The 17,521-nt window shown below is 71.7% G+C and carries 13 protein-coding genes and 1 pseudogene; 7 read left to right on the forward strand and 7 right to left on the reverse strand.

The window, feature by feature from the left end; translation table 11 throughout:
* Positions 1 to 43: 43 nt before the first annotated feature.
* The 5 genes from ACFZDI_RS12370 (at position 44) to ACFZDI_RS12390 (ending at position 4,232) form a co-directional block, all read left to right on the forward strand.
* Positions 44 to 1,045, forward strand: a complete 1,002-nt coding sequence (locus ACFZDI_RS12370) for a GDP-mannose 4,6-dehydratase (RefSeq protein WP_391249908.1) — start codon at positions 44 to 46, stop codon at positions 1,043 to 1,045.
* A gap of 86 nt (positions 1,046 to 1,131) precedes the next feature.
* A complete protein-coding gene (locus ACFZDI_RS12375; RefSeq protein ID WP_391249910.1) occupies positions 1,132 to 1,845 on the forward strand; it encodes a sugar phosphate nucleotidyltransferase in 714 nt (237 codons plus the stop codon).
* Between the two features lie 7 nt (positions 1,846 to 1,852).
* Positions 1,853 to 2,755 (forward strand): NAD-dependent epimerase/dehydratase family protein, encoded by a 903-nt coding sequence (locus ACFZDI_RS12380; protein WP_391249912.1) that lies wholly within the window; start codon positions 1,853 to 1,855, stop codon positions 2,753 to 2,755.
* Entirely contained in the window at positions 2,752 to 3,414 is a 663-nt protein-coding gene (locus ACFZDI_RS12385; RefSeq protein WP_234849834.1) for a spherulation-specific family 4 protein, read from the forward strand. Before ACFZDI_RS12380 ends, ACFZDI_RS12385 begins: the two co-directional genes overlap by 4 nt.
* Positions 3,411 to 4,232, forward strand: coding sequence for an endo alpha-1,4 polygalactosaminidase (locus ACFZDI_RS12390; protein ID WP_391249915.1), 822 nt, complete (start codon positions 3,411 to 3,413; stop codon positions 4,230 to 4,232). The genes ACFZDI_RS12385 and ACFZDI_RS12390 overlap by 4 nt, the downstream gene beginning before the upstream one ends.
* A gap of 215 nt (positions 4,233 to 4,447) precedes the next feature.
* Here ACFZDI_RS12390 and ACFZDI_RS12395 read toward each other — a convergent pair whose 3' ends face one another.
* The 3 genes from ACFZDI_RS12395 to ACFZDI_RS12405 all read right to left on the reverse strand — a co-directional run bounded on the left by ACFZDI_RS12395 (position 4,448) and on the right by ACFZDI_RS12405 (position 6,394).
* The gene (locus ACFZDI_RS12395) at positions 4,448 to 4,726 is read right to left on the reverse strand and encodes a GlsB/YeaQ/YmgE family stress response membrane protein (protein WP_391249917.1); all 279 of its coding nucleotides are present in this window, start codon (positions 4,724 to 4,726) and stop codon (positions 4,448 to 4,450) included.
* Between the two features lie 125 nt (positions 4,727 to 4,851).
* A complete protein-coding gene (locus ACFZDI_RS12400) occupies positions 4,852 to 5,667 on the reverse strand; it encodes an alpha/beta fold hydrolase (protein WP_391249919.1) in 816 nt (271 codons plus the stop codon).
* A gap of 55 nt (positions 5,668 to 5,722) precedes the next feature.
* Complete coding sequence (locus tag ACFZDI_RS12405; protein ID WP_391249921.1) at positions 5,723 to 6,394, reverse strand: DUF4097 family beta strand repeat-containing protein; 672 nt, start codon at positions 6,392 to 6,394, stop codon at positions 5,723 to 5,725.
* Between the two features lie 227 nt (positions 6,395 to 6,621).
* Between ACFZDI_RS12405 and ACFZDI_RS12410 the strand changes: the two genes are divergently transcribed.
* Positions 6,622 to 7,506 (forward strand): NAD-dependent protein deacetylase, encoded by an 885-nt coding sequence (locus ACFZDI_RS12410; protein WP_391249923.1) that lies wholly within the window; start codon positions 6,622 to 6,624, stop codon positions 7,504 to 7,506.
* A 63-nt stretch (positions 7,507 to 7,569) separates the two neighbouring features.
* Here ACFZDI_RS12410 and ACFZDI_RS12415 read toward each other — a convergent pair whose 3' ends face one another.
* Positions 7,570 to 9,543, reverse strand: coding sequence for a glycosyltransferase (locus tag ACFZDI_RS12415; RefSeq protein WP_391249925.1), 1,974 nt, complete (start codon positions 9,541 to 9,543; stop codon positions 7,570 to 7,572).
* 522 nt (positions 9,544 to 10,065) lie between these two features.
* Here ACFZDI_RS12415 and ACFZDI_RS12420 point away from each other — a divergent pair.
* Positions 10,066 to 11,250: a type III polyketide synthase gene (locus tag ACFZDI_RS12420; RefSeq protein ID WP_391249927.1), complete on the forward strand. Its 1,185-nt coding sequence runs from the start codon at positions 10,066 to 10,068 to the stop codon at positions 11,248 to 11,250.
* Positions 11,251 to 11,335: 85 nt separating this feature from the next.
* Here ACFZDI_RS12420 and ACFZDI_RS12425 read toward each other — a convergent pair whose 3' ends face one another.
* The 3 genes and pseudogenes from ACFZDI_RS12425 to ACFZDI_RS12435 form a co-directional block, all read right to left on the reverse strand.
* Positions 11,336 to 13,492: a SpoIIE family protein phosphatase gene (locus ACFZDI_RS12425; protein WP_391249929.1), complete on the reverse strand. Its 2,157-nt coding sequence runs from the start codon at positions 13,490 to 13,492 to the stop codon at positions 11,336 to 11,338.
* 172 nt (positions 13,493 to 13,664) lie between these two features.
* Positions 13,665 to 15,746 carry a SpoIIE family protein phosphatase gene (locus ACFZDI_RS12430; protein WP_391249931.1) on the reverse strand — a complete coding sequence of 694 codons (2,082 nt, stop codon included), beginning with the start codon at positions 15,744 to 15,746 and terminating at the stop codon, positions 13,665 to 13,667.
* 375 nt (positions 15,747 to 16,121) lie between these two features.
* Positions 16,122 to 17,437: pseudogene (locus tag ACFZDI_RS12435) on the reverse strand (MFS transporter); the annotation flags it as partial.
* Positions 17,438 to 17,521: the final 84 nt, after the last annotated feature.

The following is a 17,521-nucleotide window of genomic DNA, read 5'->3' on the forward strand; positions in this document are numbered from 1 at the left end:
CCGCTTCTCCCCCGCTTCTCTCCTCATCGAAGGGACAACGCAGTTGACCTCCGCACCGCTCGCCGCCGTCACCGGAGCCGAGGGCTTCATCGGCTCGCACCTCACCGAGGCGCTGGTCGCCTCCGGACACCGTGTGCGGGCCATGGCCCAGTACAACTCCTTCTCCTCCTACGGCTGGCTGGAGACCCTGCGCCCGGACGTCCTGGACCAGGTGGAGATCGTCCTCGGCGACGTCCGGGACCCGGGCTCGGTCCGCGGTCTACTGGAAGGCGCCGACACCGCCTACCACCTGGCCGCCCTCATCGCGATCCCGTACTCCTACCAGGCCCCGCACAGCTACGTGGACACCAACGTCACCGGCACCCTCAACGTGCTGGAGGCGGTGCGCGCCCTCGGTACGCCCCGGCTGGTGCACACCTCCACGAGTGAGACGTACGGCACCGCGCAGACCGTGCCCATCACCGAGGACCATCCCATCAACACCCAGTCCCCGTACGCCGCTTCGAAGGCGGGCGGGGACCGGCTGGCGGACAGCTACCACGCCAGTTTCGACACCCCGGTCGTGACGCTGCGGCCCTTCAACACCTTCGGGCCGCGCCAGTCGATGCGCGCGGTCATCCCCACGGTCATCGGGCAGGTCGCCGCGGGAGAACGCACCATCACCCTCGGCGATCTGCGGCCCACCCGGGACTTCACCTTCGTCAAGGACACCGCGCAGGCCTTCCTCGCCGTCGGCACCGCGCCCGCCGAGCGGGTCGTGGGCCGTACCTTCAACGCCGGGACCGGCGGGGAGATCTCGGTCGGCGACCTGGTCGCGCTGATCGGCAAGGTGATGGACACCGCCCTCGACGTGCGCGAGGACACCGCCCGCATCCGCCCGGCCAACTCCGAGGTGATGCGGCTGGTCGCCGATGCGAGCCGGCTCGGCGCGGCCACCGGCTGGCAGCCCGCGCACTCCCTGGAGGAAGGGCTGGCGGCCACCGTGGAGTTCTTCCGCGACCCGGCCAACCTCGCCCGGTACAAGACCGGCATCTACAACATTTGACCCGCCCAGCGGATCTCGTCCATCACGTCGCACACGTCTGCGCACGTTCGCGCATGTCCACGAAGCGTTCACGAAGGAGGAGCCCCATGCACGCAGTGATCCTGGCGGGAGGCAAGGGCGTCCGGCTGCGGCCGTACACCACCGCGCTGCCCAAGCCGCTCGTGCCCATCGGTGACCAGCACGCCATCCTGGAGATCGTGCTGCGCCAGCTGTCCACGGCCGGCTTCACCAGCTGCACCATTGCCATCGGCCACCTCGGGGAGATCATCCGCGCCTACGTCGGCGACGGCTCCCAGTGGGGCCTGACCGTCGACTACGCCACCGAGGACAGCCCGCTGGGCACCATGGGACCGCTGCTCACCCTGCGCCACCGGCTGCCCGAGACGTTCCTGGTGATGAACGGCGACGTCCTCACCGACCTCGACTACGCCGACGTCCTGCACCGGCATCGTGCGTCCGGGGCGCCGCTGACCATCGCGACGTACGCCCGGAAGGTGCACATCGACTTCGGGGTACTGACGACGGACTGCAGCAAGGTCGTCGCGTTCACCGAGAAGCCCAGCATGGACTACCGCGTGTCCATGGGCGTCTACGGCCTGTCCCGCAGCACCCTGGACGGGTACACGCCCGGACTCCCGCTCGGCTTCGACGAGTTGGTGCTGGACCTGCTCAAGACCGACAACCAGCCGCATGCCTACGAGTTCGACGGATACTGGCTGGACATCGGCCGCCCGGACGACTACGACCGGGCCAACGCCGAGTTCACCACCCGCAAGTCGCTTCTGCTCAAGGGAGCCTGAGCACGTCATGCGCATTCTCGTCCTGGGCTTCACCGGCTATCTCGGGGCTCATGTGGTCGAGCGGCTGCGCGCCCTGCCGGGCGCGCAGGTCCTCGGCGGCGGCCGGTCGCCGGCCGCCGACCTCGACGTCGACCTCGCCCGTGTCAGCCCGGAGCGGCTGGTGAAGGCCCTCGCGTCCGCCGCGCCCGACACGGTCGTCAACTGCGCGGGCGCGACCGGCGGTGACGCCGTCACTCTCGCCGAGGTCAACGCCCGTGGGCCGGCCGTGCTCTGCGCCGCCTTGCGCGAAGCCGCACCCGCGGCCCGCCTGGTGCACCTGGGCTCGGCCGCCGAGTACGGCCCGGGCACGCCGGACGCCGCGGTGACGGAGTCGGCGCCCACCTGCCCGGTCGGTCCCTATGGCGCGACCAAGCTCGCGGGCACGGTCGCGGTGACCGGCTCCGGCCTGGAGGCGGTGGTGCTGCGGGTGGGCAATCCGGTGGGGCCCGGAGCTCCGCCGACCGGTCTGCCCGGCCGGATCGCCGCGCTGCTGCGCGAGACCGATGGGGGCCCGGAGGCGGTGCTGCGGCTCGGCGATCTGTCCGCCTACCGTGACTTCGTCGACGTGCGTGACGTGGCGCGGGCGGCAGTCCTCGCGGCGACCGTCCCGGGGCCGTTGCCGCCCGTCCTCAACATCGGCGGGGGCACGGCGGTCCCGGTGCGCGACCTGGTGCGCGCTCTGGCCGCGCTCGCCGGCTTCCGGGGCAGGATCGAGGAGAGCACGGCAAGCGCGGCGGGCTCGGTACGTTCCGCGCAGGTGTCATGGCAGTGTTCCGACATCACCGCGGCCGAGCAGGCCCTGGGCTGGCGTCCGGCCCACACCCTCGACGACGCGCTGACCGCGCTGTGGGAAGGCGGCCGCACACCGTGAGCCTGCTGATCCCGCTGTACGTCCATCCGGCCGAGGACCCCGGCGCGTGGCACCGGCTCATCACGGCCGCCACCCGTACCTACGGTGTGGTCCTCAATCCGGCGAGCGGGCCGGGCGAGGTGCCCGACCCGGCGTTCACCGCGGCGGCAGGGGCACTGCGGGCCGCGGGTGCGCGTCTGCTGGGCTACGTCGACACCGACTACGGGGTGCGCGCCCCCGCGGACGTCGCCGAGGACGTGCGCCGGCACCAGGAGTGGTACGCGGCGGACGGCTGTTTCCTGGACCGGGTGACGGCGACCGCGGAGGGACTTCCGGCCTGCCGCAGGCTGGTGCGGACGGTACGCGGGCTGGGTGCGGGGACGGTCGTCCTCAACCCCGGCGTCCATCCGGCGCCGGGGTACGCCCGCCTCGCCGACCTGACCGTCACCTTCGAGGGCCACTGGTCGACGTACGTCTCCGCCTTCAGCCGGCCGGCGTGGACCGCACGGCACCAGCCCGAGCGGCTGTGCCACCTCGTCTACGGCGTACCCGAGGCCCTCGTGCCCCTCGCCGTACGCACCGCGCACGACAGGGGGGCGGCGGTGTGCGGCCCCGTGACGGGCGAACCGCCCAATCCCTGGGCCGAGTTGACGCCCGCGCTCACGGGGGCGAGTCGATGAGCGGGCGGGCGGTGACCTGCACGGCCCTGCTGACGGCGCTGACGGCCGTGGCGCTGACGGGCTGCTTCGGCGGCGCCGGACGTCCCGACGACGGTCATGGCACGGTGTCGCCGTCGCGGGCCGTGTGGAAGCCCCGCCCGGGCCTCGCCTGGCAGTGGCAGCTCGACGGCAGGGTCGACGGGTCGGCCGACGTGCCCGTCTACGACATCGACGGCTTCGAGAACTCCGCGGCGGACGTGGCCCGGCTGCACCGTGCGGGGAGGAAGGTCATCTGTTACATCAACGTGGGGGCGTGGGAGAACTTCCGGCCGGACCGGGGCGCGTTCCCGCGTGCGGTGCTCGGCGAGCCCAACGGGTGGGCGGGCGAACGCTGGCTGGACATCCGGCAGCTGACGGTGCTGCGACCGATCATGGAGCGCCGCTTCGACATGTGCCGTGACAAGGGCTTCGACGCGGTGGAACCGGACCTGGTGGAGGGCTACGGCAACGACACCGGCTTTCGCCTCACCGCACGCGATCAGCTCCGTTACAACCGCATGCTCGCGGACATCGCCCATGAGCGGGGGCTGTCGGTGGGGCTGAAGAACGACCTCCCGCAGATCCCCCAGCTCGTGCGCGATTTCGACTTCGCGGTCAACGAGGAGTGCGCCCAGTACGACGAGTGCGGCGAGCTGTCGCCGTTCATCGCGGCGGGCAAGGCGGTGTTCCACGTGGAGTACGCGGAGCCACGAAGCGCCTTCTGTGCCGAGTCGCGCCGGCTGGGTCTGTCGTCGATGCGGAAGGAGCCGGAGCTCGGGGTGTGGCGGAGCCCCTGCTGAGCGTGGTGCATGGTGTGCGGTGTGGCGATCCGTGAGGGTGAGGACAGCAGCGACTGGCTGGACTTCTACGTACCCGACGGAGGGCCGGACGACGCGGGTGTCGCTCACTGGGACGGCCGGGGCGGCTGACGACTGAGCAAACCCTGACGGCTCCTCCCTCGTATGGAGGGGAGGAGCCGTCCAGGTGTGTTGTTCAGGTGTGCGCCGTCAACGCATCACGCGTGACGGTGCGAGTGTCGGCTGCCGGTGACGAGACGGTAGAGGGCGAGCAGGACGAGGGAACCGACGACCGCAGCGATCCACGTGGAGAGGTCGAAGAACCCGTCGATGGAGTCCACCCCGAAGATCACCTTGCCGAGCCAGCCGCCGAGCAGACCGCCGACGATACCGATCAGCATGGTGACAATGATGCCGCCGGGGTCCTTGCCCGGCATCAGGGCCTTGGCGATGGCGCCCGCGAGAAGGCCGATGATGATCCACGCGATGATGCCCATGGTGCGTCTCCGCTTCCTCGTATAAGGATTCTGTTAAGTCATCGGGTGCGCCGATCCCGCCCGATCAAACGTCTCCTTCCGATATCGGCTCTGTCCGCCCTGGATCACGACGGGTTGGGCGGGGCTCAGCGAGAGCCGAAACGGTCAAGGTCGGCGACCTCGCGGACGGCGTCGGCGATGGCGGCGAAGTCCTTTTTCAGGATGGCGCCGTGGTTGCTTGCGACCTTCGCGCTGCGGATGTTGGCGCGGCGGGCCGTCACCGCTTCGAGGCTCGCCCGGATCCGCTCCTGCTCGTCGCCACGACTCCCGAACGACGTCCCCGAGGCGACGACGTATCGCACCGGGACGTCGATGCGGTCGAGCACGGGGCCCAACTCACGCTCACGGGAGAGCCTGCCGAGTTCGATGTTGCTGTTCGCCTGCTCCTCGGCAGTCATCTGCGGGGCGAGGCCCGTCGGGCGCAGCAGCGGCATCACCCAGGACAACCGCCGGAACAACGTCCGGATCCGCTGTTCCATGGCATCGTCGAGCCAGTCGTGGGGGAACGCGCCGTCGACCATGACCGCGCCCACCGTGCGGCCGGGATTCCGGGCGGCCCAGTGGGCCGCGACGACCGCTCCGTAGGACCAGCCGACCACCACGGCCCGGTCCACGCCCCTGGCCGCGAGGACGGCGTCCACGTCCCGGACGGCCGCCTCGAAGGAGTAGTCCGCCGAACGCTTCGATTTACCACGTGCCCGTTCGTCGTAGGTGATGTGCCGCCATTGCGGCCCCAGTTCGGCGAGGGTCCGTCGCCAGTACCCCTGCGTGGCGAACTGGCCGTTGAGGTAGACCACGGGGATGCCCGTGCCGCCGCTGTCGGTGACGGCCAGGGCCGTGTCCTCGACCGGCACCATGCCGGCCCAACTGCTGCGATGCGGGGTCGTGTTGTGCTCGGCCATGTCGTGCTCCTGTCCGTGTGAGGTGTGCTGCGGGCTGCCGGGGATCGGCGCCCGGTTAGCGGCTGCGGGCGGTGATGTCGCCCTGGGCGGTGGTGGCGTGGATGGTCAGAGGGGCGGCGGTGCCGTCGGTGTTGTGGAGGGAGTTGTGGATGCGGCCGTAGGCGGTACCGGCGTCCAGGGCGGCGGAGACACCGCGGGCGGCGCCGACGCAGATGTCGCCCTGCTCGGTGCGCAGCGCGACGGCGCCGCGGGTGGCCTCGGTGACGGTGAGATCGCCCTGCTGGGTACTGAGCTGCGCCGGGCCGCGCAGGCGGCCGACGGTGATGTCGCCGGCGAGCAGGCTCAGGCGGGCGCCGGCGGTCTCGTCGAGCTTGACCGCGCCCTGCGCCGCCTCGAAGGTGACCTCGCCGAGCCGTCCGACGCCGCGCAGGTCACCGGCGGCGGCCCGGCCCGCCACGTGCGAGCCGGCGGGCAGCTGCACGGTGACCTCGACGGCCCCGGACCGGCCGAGCGTCCGGTTCTTCGCCTCGGGGGCCGTGATGCGCAGGACACCGTCGTCGTAGCGGACCTCGATCCGCTCGGCGGCCTTCACGTCGCGGCTGTTGGCGGCGTCCGCGGGCAGGACCTCGACGGTGGTGTCGGCCCGGTCGGCGGCGATGAACCGGATGCGCCCGGCAGGGACGTCGAGGACGGCCGAGATGGGGGCGGGGGTGGCGAACTGGTGCATCGTGCTCTCCATTCGTTTCGCGCGGCGCGCTGTTTCCAACGATGGAAAAGCTACGTTGCATTCACGGCATCAGCAACGTCCATGTTGCGCACTGAGTTTATATAAGCAGCTCAGAGGCGCTACATCATTGCAACGACATTGACGCTTAACGCAATGACATGACCTACTTCGTTGCAATGATGTGAGAGTGAACGCTCCGCCGGGCTGCTGTTTCGTACCCTTGCGGCATGCGCATGCGTCCCACCCTGAGCTGGACCCCTGCCGAGGATCTGCCGCCGGGGACGACGGATCTCGAGCCGGTCGCCGATGCGCTGCGTGCCGGTGGAGTGCTGGTGCTCAGCGGAGCCGGCATCTCCACGGAGTCGGGCATCCCCGACTACCGGGGCGAGGGTGGGAGCCTGAGCCGGCACACCCCGATGACCTACCAGGACTTCACCGCCGCCGCCCAGGCGCGACGCCGGTACTGGGCGCGCAGCCACCTCGGCTGGCGCACCTTCGGCCGAGCCCGCCCCAATCCCGGGCACAGGGCCGTGGCGGCCTTCGGACGGAGCGACCTGCTCTCGGGTGTCGTCACCCAGAACGTCGACGGTCTGCACCAGGCCGCCGGAAGTGAGGGCGTCGTGGAACTGCACGGGTCCCTGGCCCGGGTCGTCTGCCTCTCCTGCGGCGCCTTCAGCCCGCGCCGCGAACTGGCCCGGCGGCTCGAGGAGGCGAACCCGGGCTTCGCGCCCGTGGCCGCCGGGATCAACCCCGACGGGGACGCCGACTTGACGGACGACCAGGTCACCGGCTTCCGCGTGGTCCCCTGCACGGCATGCGGCGGCATCCTCAAGCCGGACGTCGTATTCTTCGGCGAAGCCGTTCCCCCTCAGCGGGTGGAACAGTGCCGCGAGTTGGTGCGCGCGGCGACCTCGCTGCTGGTCCTGGGCTCCTCCCTGACCGTGATGTCCGGCCTCCGCTTCGTCCGCCAGGCGGCCCAGGCCGGGAAACCCGTGCTCATCGTCAACCGGGATCAGACCCGGGGCGACCGGCACGCCCTCACGAGGGTCGCTCTTCCGTTGGGGGCGGCCCTGAGCACCGTCGCACTGCAGTTGGGCCTTCCGCTCGACTGAGTGGCGGCGGAGTCCGCGGCCTTGGACGGGTGAGACCGCGCCCTGCGGTCAGGTGAGGTGGCGTCAGCCGAGCCGGCGCCGGACGGCCGCCACCAGCCTGATCGGCGCCACGCGCAGCATCAAGGCTCCCCGGGGCCCGTTCCGCAGCGGCTTGGCGTAGTAGGGGCGGCCGAGTCGTGACGCGCGGAACCAGCGGGTGCCGGACAGCTCCCTCGTGACCGGGACGGGGAGGCGACGCCCCGGAGCGTCCGTGCGGAGGGTCAGTGTCCACCGCCCCGGCCGCCACTTCCCCACCGGCATGCGGGCGGTGAAGGAGCGGCTGTCGTCCCGTGCGTATCGCAGGGGCACCTCACGTACGGAGCCCCGGTCCGCTTCGGCGCGCAGCGCGGTGGGGCGGGGGCCTCCGGCCTCGTCGTCCAGTCGACCGCTGACGACGAGCGTGGCGCGTCGGGAAGGGTCCCAGGCGACGTCGGTCACGGGAGACGCCGCACCGGCGTCGGTGCGCCGGACCTCCAGCGAGAAGTGGCCGTGGGCGGTGAAGATGGGGCGGGCGGTGGCGGGTTCACCGGGCCGGACGTCGGCGTTCAGCTCGCGCCGTGGTGGCGTCGCCCGTCGGCCGTCGGTGTCCGTCGAGGTCGTTCGCAGCCTGACGGTTCGGCTGATTCCCTGGGCGCGTACGTCGAGGTAGGCGTCCCACAGGCCGTCGCCGAGCGGGGCGCCCGCGTCCACGGTGCGCAGGTCCACGTCGACGGTGAAACCGGTGGCCGGGTCGTCGCCGGTTTGCGGGGCGGTGCCGACGGCCGCCGGCACGGGGATGTCGGGGTGCCGGAAGCCGTGCGGGCGCAGGATCAGCCGGGTCGTGGGCTGGAGCGGGCCGAGGGACTCGATGCGGGCGTGGCCGGTGAGTCGGAGCACGTCGCCGTCGCCCGTCCAGGCCGCCTCGGCCAGTTCGTGGTGGACCGGGATGCGGTCCGTGACGTCGAAGCAGTCGTCCGGGACCGCCTTGTCCGGGTCTCGGAAGAAGGGGTGGGACCAGTAGACGCGGCCCTTGTCCACGACGTTGCCGCGCGCCGCGTCCTCCTTGGCGTTCCGCGCCACGGTCATGAGGTCCTCGAAGCGGTCCGTGCGCAGCAGATGGACGATCAGCCGGTCCGGCGGGGTGAGCGACCGGAAGAGGCCGTCGCTCACGTAACTGCGCGCCCAGTCCCGGAACTGCGGGTAGAAGTACTCCCTGGCCCGCTGTTCGCTCTCGCGGGGCAGCAGGGCGCGCAGTGGTCCGCACAGTTCCCACTCCACATGCCGGCGCATGATCCGGTCCCGGCGCGGGCCCGGTTCCAGGTAGCGGGCCACCGTTTCGAAGCACAGCCGGGTGCCGTCCATGCGGTGGACGAGGTCGGCGGCGGTGAGGGTGAGGTTGTTGCCGTTCTGGCGGTTGCGGGAGTAGTAGCAGTCGTAGTCGGCGACGACGGAGATGCCGTCGGCGTTGAGGTAGGCCGCCGCGGTGAATGGCTTGTCCTCGCAGTTGCGGTACGGCGGGAACCGCAGGCCCAGCCGTTCGATCAGCGAGCGCCGGAACAGCTTCCAGCAGCCGAGGGTGCGGTAGGCGGCGGAGGAGAAGATGTCCGTGCGGGACTGGTTGTGGGAGAAGACGGCCGTCGGCACGGCTCGTCCGCCGACCGACACCATTTTGCCGAGCACCACGTCCGTGCGGTTCTCGTCCGCCATCGCGACCATGCGGCGCAGGGCGTCCGGGCCGAGGTAGTCGTCGGAGTCGAGGAAGAAGACGTAGTCGCCGCCGGCCAGGTCCAGGCCGGTGTTGCGGGGGCCCCCGGCTCCTCCGCTGTTGGGCTGGTGGACGACCCGCATGTGGGAGCAGGTCCGTGCGAGGCGGTCGAGTTCCGGGCCGGTGCCGTCGGTCGAGCCGTCGTCGACGGCGATGATCTCGATCTCGTCCGGACCGAGCGTCTGCTCCATGACGGACGTGACGCACTTAGTGAGTTCCGGCATGGAGTTGTAGGCGGGGATGATCACGCTCACGCGGGGAGGGTGCGCAGGGGACATGGTGGGCTCCCGGGCTGTGAGGCGGTAGGAGGCGAGGGAGGAGGCCGGGTTCCGGTGGGGCAGGTGGAGGGGCCGCACCTCGGAGCTTCCGGTCGTACCGGGTTCCGCCGCCCTGCGTGAGCCCTCCTCCTACGCTGTCGGAGTGCGGGAACCACCCGTTCGGGTGTGCGTCGGCCCCCTCCGGCCTCTCCCCCGCATCGCCCACCCGTCGCTATGCCCTCCTGGCTGGATCTCGCCGGGCGGTCGACGGGACGTCTGACAACTCCTGTGCTGTGGCGTGGCATTCGGAGACGGTGGCGTGCGCCGTGTCACACCCCCGAAAACCCACCTAAGTTGTCTGCATCACAGCGGAAATGTCCTTTTGGCGTCCATGCTCGAAGCGGATGAGTGCTCCTGAACTGGGGCCGATTTACATCCCCTTGGGTGCCGCGTCCAGAAGTGACCCATGACACAGCACTCTCGACATTCTCCTCGTTTCACCTCGGAAGGTGCCCCCTCATGGCCGCTTACCTCTGCCCGCCAGCCGTGATACACGGCGAGCACACCGTGAAGACCAGCCAGATCGTGGCGGAGGTGAGCGAACGGCACCCGCATGCGGCGTGGGCGCCACGGATCGACGGCATCGCCGCCGGCACGGGCATCGAGACGCGCGGCTGGATGCTGCCGCTGGAGACCGCCGTCGCACCGGGCAAGGGCGGCGGCCTGGGGGTCGGCGTCGAGCCGGCCCAAGAGGCGCTGGCCCGCGACGGGTTCACCCCGCAGGACGTGGAGCGCGTGATCGCCGCCCTGGAGTCCATACCCGCACCGCAGACCGTCCAGGAGCGCACCGCGCCCGCCTGGGAGGCCGTGCAGGCCTACGGTGAGCATGCGGCGCGCGGAGCCCTGCAGACGGCCGGTCTGGATACCGCTGACGTCGACTGCCTGATCACCAGTCACTCCACGACCCCGGCCCTGCCCGGCCTGGACATGTCCCTCGCCAACAGGCTGCAGCTGCGCAACGACGTGATGCTGCTGCCCGCCACGCAGTGGGCGTGCATCGCGGGGACGCGTTCCCTGGCGCTGGCGGCGGACCTGGTCGCCGCGGACCCCGACCGGGTCATCCTGGCCGTCATCTCGGAGGCGCTGAGCACCACCTACCAGCCCGGGGACGACACGCTGGAGTCCTTGATCGTCCGGCTGCTGTTCGCGGACACCGCGGTCGCCGCGGTGGTCACGGGTCGCCCGCGGCCCGAGTCGGTGCTGCGCCTCGACGCGGCCTGGCACCACACCCTGCCCGGCACCCAGGACCTGCACCGGCTGGAGACGCGGGCGGACGGCACCCACTTCGTGATGGACCGGCGTGGGCCGCGCGCCGTACAGGAGACGGTCACCGCGATGTGGGAGTGGCTGCGCACCCGGTACCAGGACGACCCCGACTCCTGGCACCCCGACGTACTGCTCGCGCACCCCGGGGGCACCCGCGTGCTGGAGTACATGGAGCAGACGATGCCCGACGGGTGGCCTTCCGGACTGCTGGACTACAGCCGGGAGAGCTACACCAGCGGCAACCGCGGAGGTGCGGCGGTCTTCGACATCCTGCGGCGGGCGCATGACGCGGGGCAGCAGAAGCCGGGCAACCGCGCGGTGCTGTACGCGGCGGCCCCGGGGCTCACCGCCACCGCTCTGGAAGGGCAGTGGCTGTAGTACGCCGGAAGGCGCCCCCCGGCAGCCCCGCCCGAGGAGACCGGTCTGGCTCCGCGGCGGCTGTGCGGGAGACGGGTGCGCCGCTTCACTTCGCGATCTCCGCCCAGACCACCTTCCCGGTGTCGGTCCACCGCACCCCCCACCGGGTGGTGAGACGGTGCACGACGCCCAGGCCACGACCGCCGTTGTCGAGCAGGTCGCCGCGCCTCAGGCGGGGCCTGCCGTTGCCGGTGTCGCCCACCTCGCACAGCAGGCCGTGACCGGCCCTGATCAGCCGTACGGTGATGGGGCCGGTGGCGAAGCGCACCGCGTTCGTGACCAGCTCGCTGACCAGCAGCGTGGCCTTCTCCCGGGTGTCGTCCCTGGTGTCCCACTGCCTCAGCCGCTCCGCGACCTGCTCGCGGGCCCGGGCGGGGGCGTCGCTGCGTGCGGGCAGCCGCCAGGTGGCCGTGTCGCCCTTGCGGTAGCCGATCATCCGCGCGAGCAGCAGGGTCACGTCGTCGCGCTGGGGGGCGGGCGCCAGGGCGGAGACGACGTCCCGTGCCGTCTGCTGCAGGGCGTCCCAGGGGTGCACCCTGGACACGATCTCCGCCAGCCGGTCGATTCCCTCGTCGATCGAGAGGGCGGGATCCTCCACCAGGCCGTCGGTGTACAGGGCGAACACCGAGCCCGGGGGCACGCCGATGGTGTACACGTCGAACGGCTCCCGCAGCGCGAACTCGGCGCCCAGACCCGGGTGGGGGCGGATTGAGAGCGGCCCCGCATACCCGTCCGGGGAGACCAGGATCGGGGGCAGGTGACCGGCGCTCGACAGCGTCACATGGTGGCCCACCGGGTCGTACAGGGCGATGCAGCAGGTCGAGCCCAGGGCGCTGTAGCCGGCGGCCAGCCCGGACTCCGCGTCGTCCAGCAGCGTCACGGTCTCGTCCAGGTGCTCCAGGACCTGGTCGGGCGCGAGTCCCGCGGACAGCAGAGCGCGGGCCTCCATGCTCAGCTGGCCCATGGTCGCCGCCGCTCCCAGGCCGTGGCCGACGACGTCGCCGACCACCAGCGCGGTACGGCCGTCGGGCAGGGGGAAACTGTTCACCCAGTCACCGCCGACGCCGGCGCTGTCGGGTGTGGCGGGCTGGTAGATGCTGGCGATGTCGATGGTGTCGCCGCCGGTGCGGGGCAGGAGCCGGCGTTGCAGGGCCAGCACCTGGGTGTGCTCGCGCTGGTGCTGACGGGCCAGGTCCACGTGGTGGGCGGTTCTGGCCACCAGTTCCTGAAGGTCGAACAGCTCGCTGTCGCGGAAGGGGTAGTCCGCCCGCCGCCACACCTCCGCGACGCCCAGGACGACGGGCGGCACGCCGTCCAGGACCAGGGGGATGCACGCCACGCCCGCCGACCGGCCACTGGGCACCAGGGCACGCACCACCCGGGGGTTGCCGAAGACCCGTTCGACCGCCTGCCGGTCGGGGATGACGATGGTCTGCGGGGAGTCGTCGCGCAGGACCGCCTGCGCCAGCAGTCGGCTCGCGTCGCCGGGCAGGTCGTCGCCCGGGGTGAGGTAGCCCTCGGGCCACACCCGGTCCGGGACCAGCGCCGCCCGCCGCAGGTGGATGCGCCCCTGGGTCTTGCCGGTCACCCCCTCGCCCGTCCACACGGCGAAGTCGAGGTCGACGGCGGCGACGTCTCCCCAGGCCAGCAACGACTCCGCCAACGACTGCGCGGTCTCGCCGATGTCCAGCGAGGTGCCGATGGCGGTCTCGGCGGCGTAGAGGTGCAGTCTCCGTGCCATGGCGATCACGGAGACGGTCAGGTCCTCCTCGGGTGACGCGGCGGGCAGGATGCTCATCGACACGACCAGTTCGGACCCGTCGGCGCGCCTGAGCCGCTGGATCCGGGCGACGTGCGCCTCGCCGCTCTCCACGACCTGCCGCAGGCGGCGGGTGACCGTGGGTACGTCCCCGGGAGGCAGGAGGTCGACGAAGGGCCTGCCGGCCCGGGCCTCCAGCCCCGCGAACACGGGGGCGTCGAGGTTGCAGCGGGTGATGACCAGATCCCGGTCCAGGTTGAGGGCGCCGAGGATCTGCTCCTGCCCACCGGCCGCCGGATCGTCGGGGACCCGTTCGCGCGGGGCGCGTTCACGCGGCGCGTCGGCCGGTGACGCGCCGCCTTGCGGGATGTAGCGCCCCAGGGCGCGGCTGACCAGTTCGAACGCCGAGGAGGACGAGGGCGGGGGCGAGGGTGTGGAGTCCATGCGGCTCTCTCAGCAATCCCCGGCACGGTGCCGGGGCCGTTGGCGGACCCGTGCGGTTGGGCCCCGAGATCCCTGACCGCACATCTCATTGAATAACACCGGAGACCGCTTCGCACACACCACCGATTGCGCGGTCCACCACGGGCACCGGGGACGGGGATCGGTGCCGTTCTCAGGGCGAGGTCAGTGGTCGTGCGCGGGCGATGAGCAGCGCGACGTCGTCGTGGTCGGCGGGTCCCCGGAGCTCCCGGAGCAGCCGGTCGCAGGTCTCCTCCGCCGAGTCGCACGGCGGGGAGAGCAGCCGCAGGAGCTCCTCCAGACGCTCGTCGATGGGGTCGTCCCGGGTCTCGACCAGTCCGTCCGTGTACAGGACGAGTTGATCGCCGGGGTTCATGGCGACGGCGGAGGTCTCGAAGTGACCGCTGCCGACTCCCAGCGGGGTGCCGGTGGGCAGGTCGAGCAGTTCGGGGGCCCGGCCGGCCCGCACCAGGACCGGCGGGAGATGGCCTGCGCAGGCGACCTGCAAGCGGCCCGCGTGCGGGTCGTGCACCGCGTACACACACGTGGCGATATAGGGGTCGAGGCCCTGTGTGATCTTGTCGAGGTGGGTGAGGATGCGGCTCGGGGCGAGATCGAGGTCGGCGAGGGTGGAGGTCGCGGTGCGCAGGCGGCCCATGGCGGTGGCGGCCGGGATCCCGCTGCCCATGACGTCGCCCACGGCGAGGGCGGTGCGGTCCCCGCTGAGGGGGACGATGTCGTACCAGTCGCCGCCGACCTCGCTGAAGGCCACCGCGGGCCGGTACCGGGCGGCGATCTCCAGACCGGGGCGGCGGGGCGAGGGCCGGGGCAGCAGGCTGCGCTGCAGGGTCTCGGCCGCGGTGCGGATGTGCTGGTGCAGGACGGCGTTGTCGATGCTCAGCGCGGCGGACGAGGCCAGCTCGCAGGCCAGGGTGAGGTCGTCCTCGTCGAAGGGCTGCGGATTGCGCGCACGGGCCAGCCCCATCACGCCGATGATCTCTCCGCGGGCGATGAGGGGGACGGCCATGTCGGTGTGGACACCGGCCTGCGCGAGCAGCCCGGCAGCGGCGTCGTCGGCTGCGATACGGATGAGTTCACTCTTGTCGAGGTGCGTGATCAGCAGTGGTTTGCGGGTGCGCAGGCAGTGGGCTGCCGGATGGTCCGCGTGGTAGGTCGTCAGGTGTCCCGGCGCGATGATCGCCTCGGACGCCCCGGTGGGGTAGGCGGTCTTCACCGCCAGCGCCCGGAACAGCGCCGGGCCCACTCCGTGATCCGGGCGGCCCGTCCGCAGCACGGAGTCCAGGATGTCCACCGCGATCATGTCGGCCAGGTCGGGCACCAGGACGTCCGCCAGCTCCTGAGCGGTGCGCTCCACCTCCAGGGTGGTCCCGATGCGTGCCGAGCCGTCGGCCATCAGACGCAGACGCTGCTGGGCCCGGTCGGCCTGCCTGGCGGCCTCGTACCGGTCGGTGACGTCCACCACCACGTTGGCGATCCCCAGCACGTGCCCGACCTGGTCCTCCAGGCGGTAGAGCGACAGGGCCCAGGCGTGGTCGCGGTCCGGGTCGGCGCGGGTCCGGCCCACCACCTGCTCGTCCACCACGGGCCGCCCGGTCTCCAGGACCTCCCGCATCTGGTTCTCCGCGGTCTCGAACGGCGCGCCGGGCAGGATCTCCCGGAAGTGGCGGCCCAGGTGGTCGGCCTCGGGGACTCCGTGCATCGAAGCGAGGGCGCCGTTGACCGCCACGTACCGCAATGCGGTGTCCAGGACGGACAGTCCGATCGGTGCCTGGGTGACGAGCTGGCTGGAGAGGGCCACCTCGCGCTCCATCTGTTGCACCGTGGCCCGGTCGGTGGCCAGCCCGAGGGCGTAGTGGTCGCCGAGGCTGTCGGTCAGGCGCATGTTGCGGAACTCGACGATGCGGGTGCTGCCGTCCTTGTGCCGGACGGGAAACGATCCGGCCCAGCCCTGGCCGGTTTCCATGACCTCGGCGAACAGTTTCATCCCGGCCTGCCGGTGTTCCGGATGGAGGAGCAGTTCGGCCGCGTACTGCCCGACCGCCTCGTCACCGGTGTACCCCAACAGTGCCTCGGCCTGCGGGCTCCACATGTCGATCCGGCCGTCGGCCTCCACCAGGACCGCGGCGACACCCAGCACGTCCATCAGCGCGCTCGGGCCGGAAGCCGAGCCCTCGGGGTCTCCCGCCTGCTCGGAAAGCTGATTCGCTCGGCTCATCACATTCGCCCCTCAGGCCTGTCGACCTCACCGGCGCACCCGTCTGCCCGAGCAGACGTCCGCGGCGGCCTCCTTGCAGGTCAGCAACCCGTTCACGATGCGGTACACGACCTGCGAACAGCCAGGGGACGCGCCGGGAGGGCGTCGCGCCCCGCTCGAATCTCACGGCCCGGAGACCAGCACGGGATTCGCACCGGGTCCGGCTCGCAGGTCGGTCCGTACACCTCCAGCCTTCCACAGGTCCGGCTCCGACCGAGGAGATCACGGTTCGCGGGGGTTCGTCCTTCCAGGTCGGTGAGGCGGGTGAGTGTCGAGGGGCCGGCGCGGGGGCGTCGCCGGGGCGTCGTGGTGGGCGGCCGCCCGCGGACCGTCGGGCGGGGCCGGGAGCCGCCGTCCCAGGCGGGCGAGCGGAGACAGGGCCATCACCGCCGGGGACAGCAGCATGCCCGCGGCGGTCACCAGCAGCCCGGTGCGCAGCCCCCACTCCCCCGCGAGGAATCCGCCGGTCAGGGAGCCGAGCGGGGTCAGCCCCATGCCGGCACACGTGATCGTCGCCGCCACGCGGCCCGCATCCCGTCGGGGGTGGCGGCCTGCCGGACGGCCATGACCGTGACATTCACCAACTGGCCGCCGCACCCGAACAGGAAGCCCACTCCGAGGAGCACGGGAACCGTGACCGCGCGGGCGCCGTCCAGCGGGACGACCAGCAGGAACGCGCCGTCGCCGAGTGCGGCCGCGCCCACGAGCACCGTGCCGTGTCCGAACCGGGACGGCAGGCGGGCGGCCAGCAGCGAGCCGAGGAGCGCGCCCGGTCCCGTCGCCGCGAGCGCCAGTCCGACGACCGTGCCCGACAGATGCAGCTCCCGTGGCAGGAACAGGAGGTAGACGGTCATCATGGCCGCGAACGAGAACTGGAACGCGGCCGAGGCCAGACAGACGGACCGGAGCAACGTGTCCCGGACGACGAAACGCAGCCCCTCGTGGATCCGCCGCCCGACCCGTGCGGGCTTCTCCTCCCGGCCTGCCGACGTCGGCTCGTCGCGTCGGATGCGCCGGATCGACAGGAACGACAACGCGAAGAACAGCGCCCCGGAGGCGGCGGCGACGGGCGCCGAGAACAGGGACACCAGTGCACCGCCGAGTGCGGGACCGCCGATCTGCGCGGCGGACCGGCTGCCCTCGAGCGCGCTGTTGCCCCGCACCAGTTGCTCACGCTCCACCAGCCGCACGAGAGACGCCTGGTACGCGACGTCGAAGAACACCGACAGGACGCCGACGGTGACGGCGAGCGCCAGCAGTCCGGGCATGCCGAGCCCGCCGACGAGACAGGCGACGGCGACCGCGCCGAGAGCCAGGGCCCGGCCGAGGTCCGAGAGCACCATCGTCGTGCGGGTACGCCAACGGTCGACCCACGCACCGACGAACAGCGACAGCAGCAGGACGGGCGCCTGCCCCACCGCGCGCAGGACGCCGAGTCGGCCGGCGTCGGCGTCGAGCGGCAGGACGGCAAGGAGCGGCAGGATGACCAGAGTTGCGTGTTCACCGAGTTGCGACGCTGTCTGACCGCACCAGAGTCTGCGGAAGTCGGCGTCCTGCCACAGACCGGGCGGAGCGGGCCGAGCGGAACCGGATCCGGCGGACGAAGCGGAGGAGGGAGAGGGAGGAGAGGAAGGAGAGGAAGCGGACGGCACGGGTGTCCCTTGGGGTTGCCGACAACGAGACCCGTCGCCGAGCACGTGGGCCGTGCGTCGGCTGTCCGGGCAGGAGAAGGCTCG

The organism is Streptomyces sp. NPDC007907, from assembly GCF_042959365.1.
Classification (GTDB): Bacteria; Actinomycetota; Actinomycetes; order Streptomycetales; family Streptomycetaceae; genus Streptomyces; species Streptomyces indiaensis.

What these genes read in the sequence shown, in the direction of transcription:
- ACFZDI_RS12400 (WP_391249919.1), bottom strand. Translation starts at nt 5,667, where the DNA reads ATGGCCGAGCACAACACGACCCCGCATCGCAGCAGTTGGGCCGGCATG.
- ACFZDI_RS12375 (WP_391249910.1), top strand. Translation starts at nt 1,132, where the DNA reads ATGCACGCAGTGATCCTGGCGGGAGGCAAGGGCGTCCGGCTGCGGCCG.
- ACFZDI_RS12410 (WP_391249923.1), top strand. Translation starts at nt 6,622, where the DNA reads ATGCGCATGCGTCCCACCCTGAGCTGGACCCCTGCCGAGGATCTGCCG.
- ACFZDI_RS12390 (WP_391249915.1), top strand. Translation starts at nt 3,411, where the DNA reads ATGAGCGGGCGGGCGGTGACCTGCACGGCCCTGCTGACGGCGCTGACG.
- ACFZDI_RS12380 (WP_391249912.1), top strand. Translation starts at nt 1,853, where the DNA reads ATGCGCATTCTCGTCCTGGGCTTCACCGGCTATCTCGGGGCTCATGTG.
- ACFZDI_RS12405 (WP_391249921.1), bottom strand. Translation starts at nt 6,394, where the DNA reads ATGCACCAGTTCGCCACCCCCGCCCCCATCTCGGCCGTCCTCGACGTC.
- ACFZDI_RS12430 (WP_391249931.1), bottom strand. Translation starts at nt 15,746, where the DNA reads ATGAGCCGAGCGAATCAGCTTTCCGAGCAGGCGGGAGACCCCGAGGGC.
- ACFZDI_RS12395 (WP_391249917.1), bottom strand. Translation starts at nt 4,726, where the DNA reads ATGGGCATCATCGCGTGGATCATCATCGGCCTTCTCGCGGGCGCCATC.
- ACFZDI_RS12420 (WP_391249927.1), top strand. Translation starts at nt 10,066, where the DNA reads ATGGCCGCTTACCTCTGCCCGCCAGCCGTGATACACGGCGAGCACACC.
- ACFZDI_RS12425 (WP_391249929.1), bottom strand. Translation starts at nt 13,492, where the DNA reads ATGGACTCCACACCCTCGCCCCCGCCCTCGTCCTCCTCGGCGTTCGAA.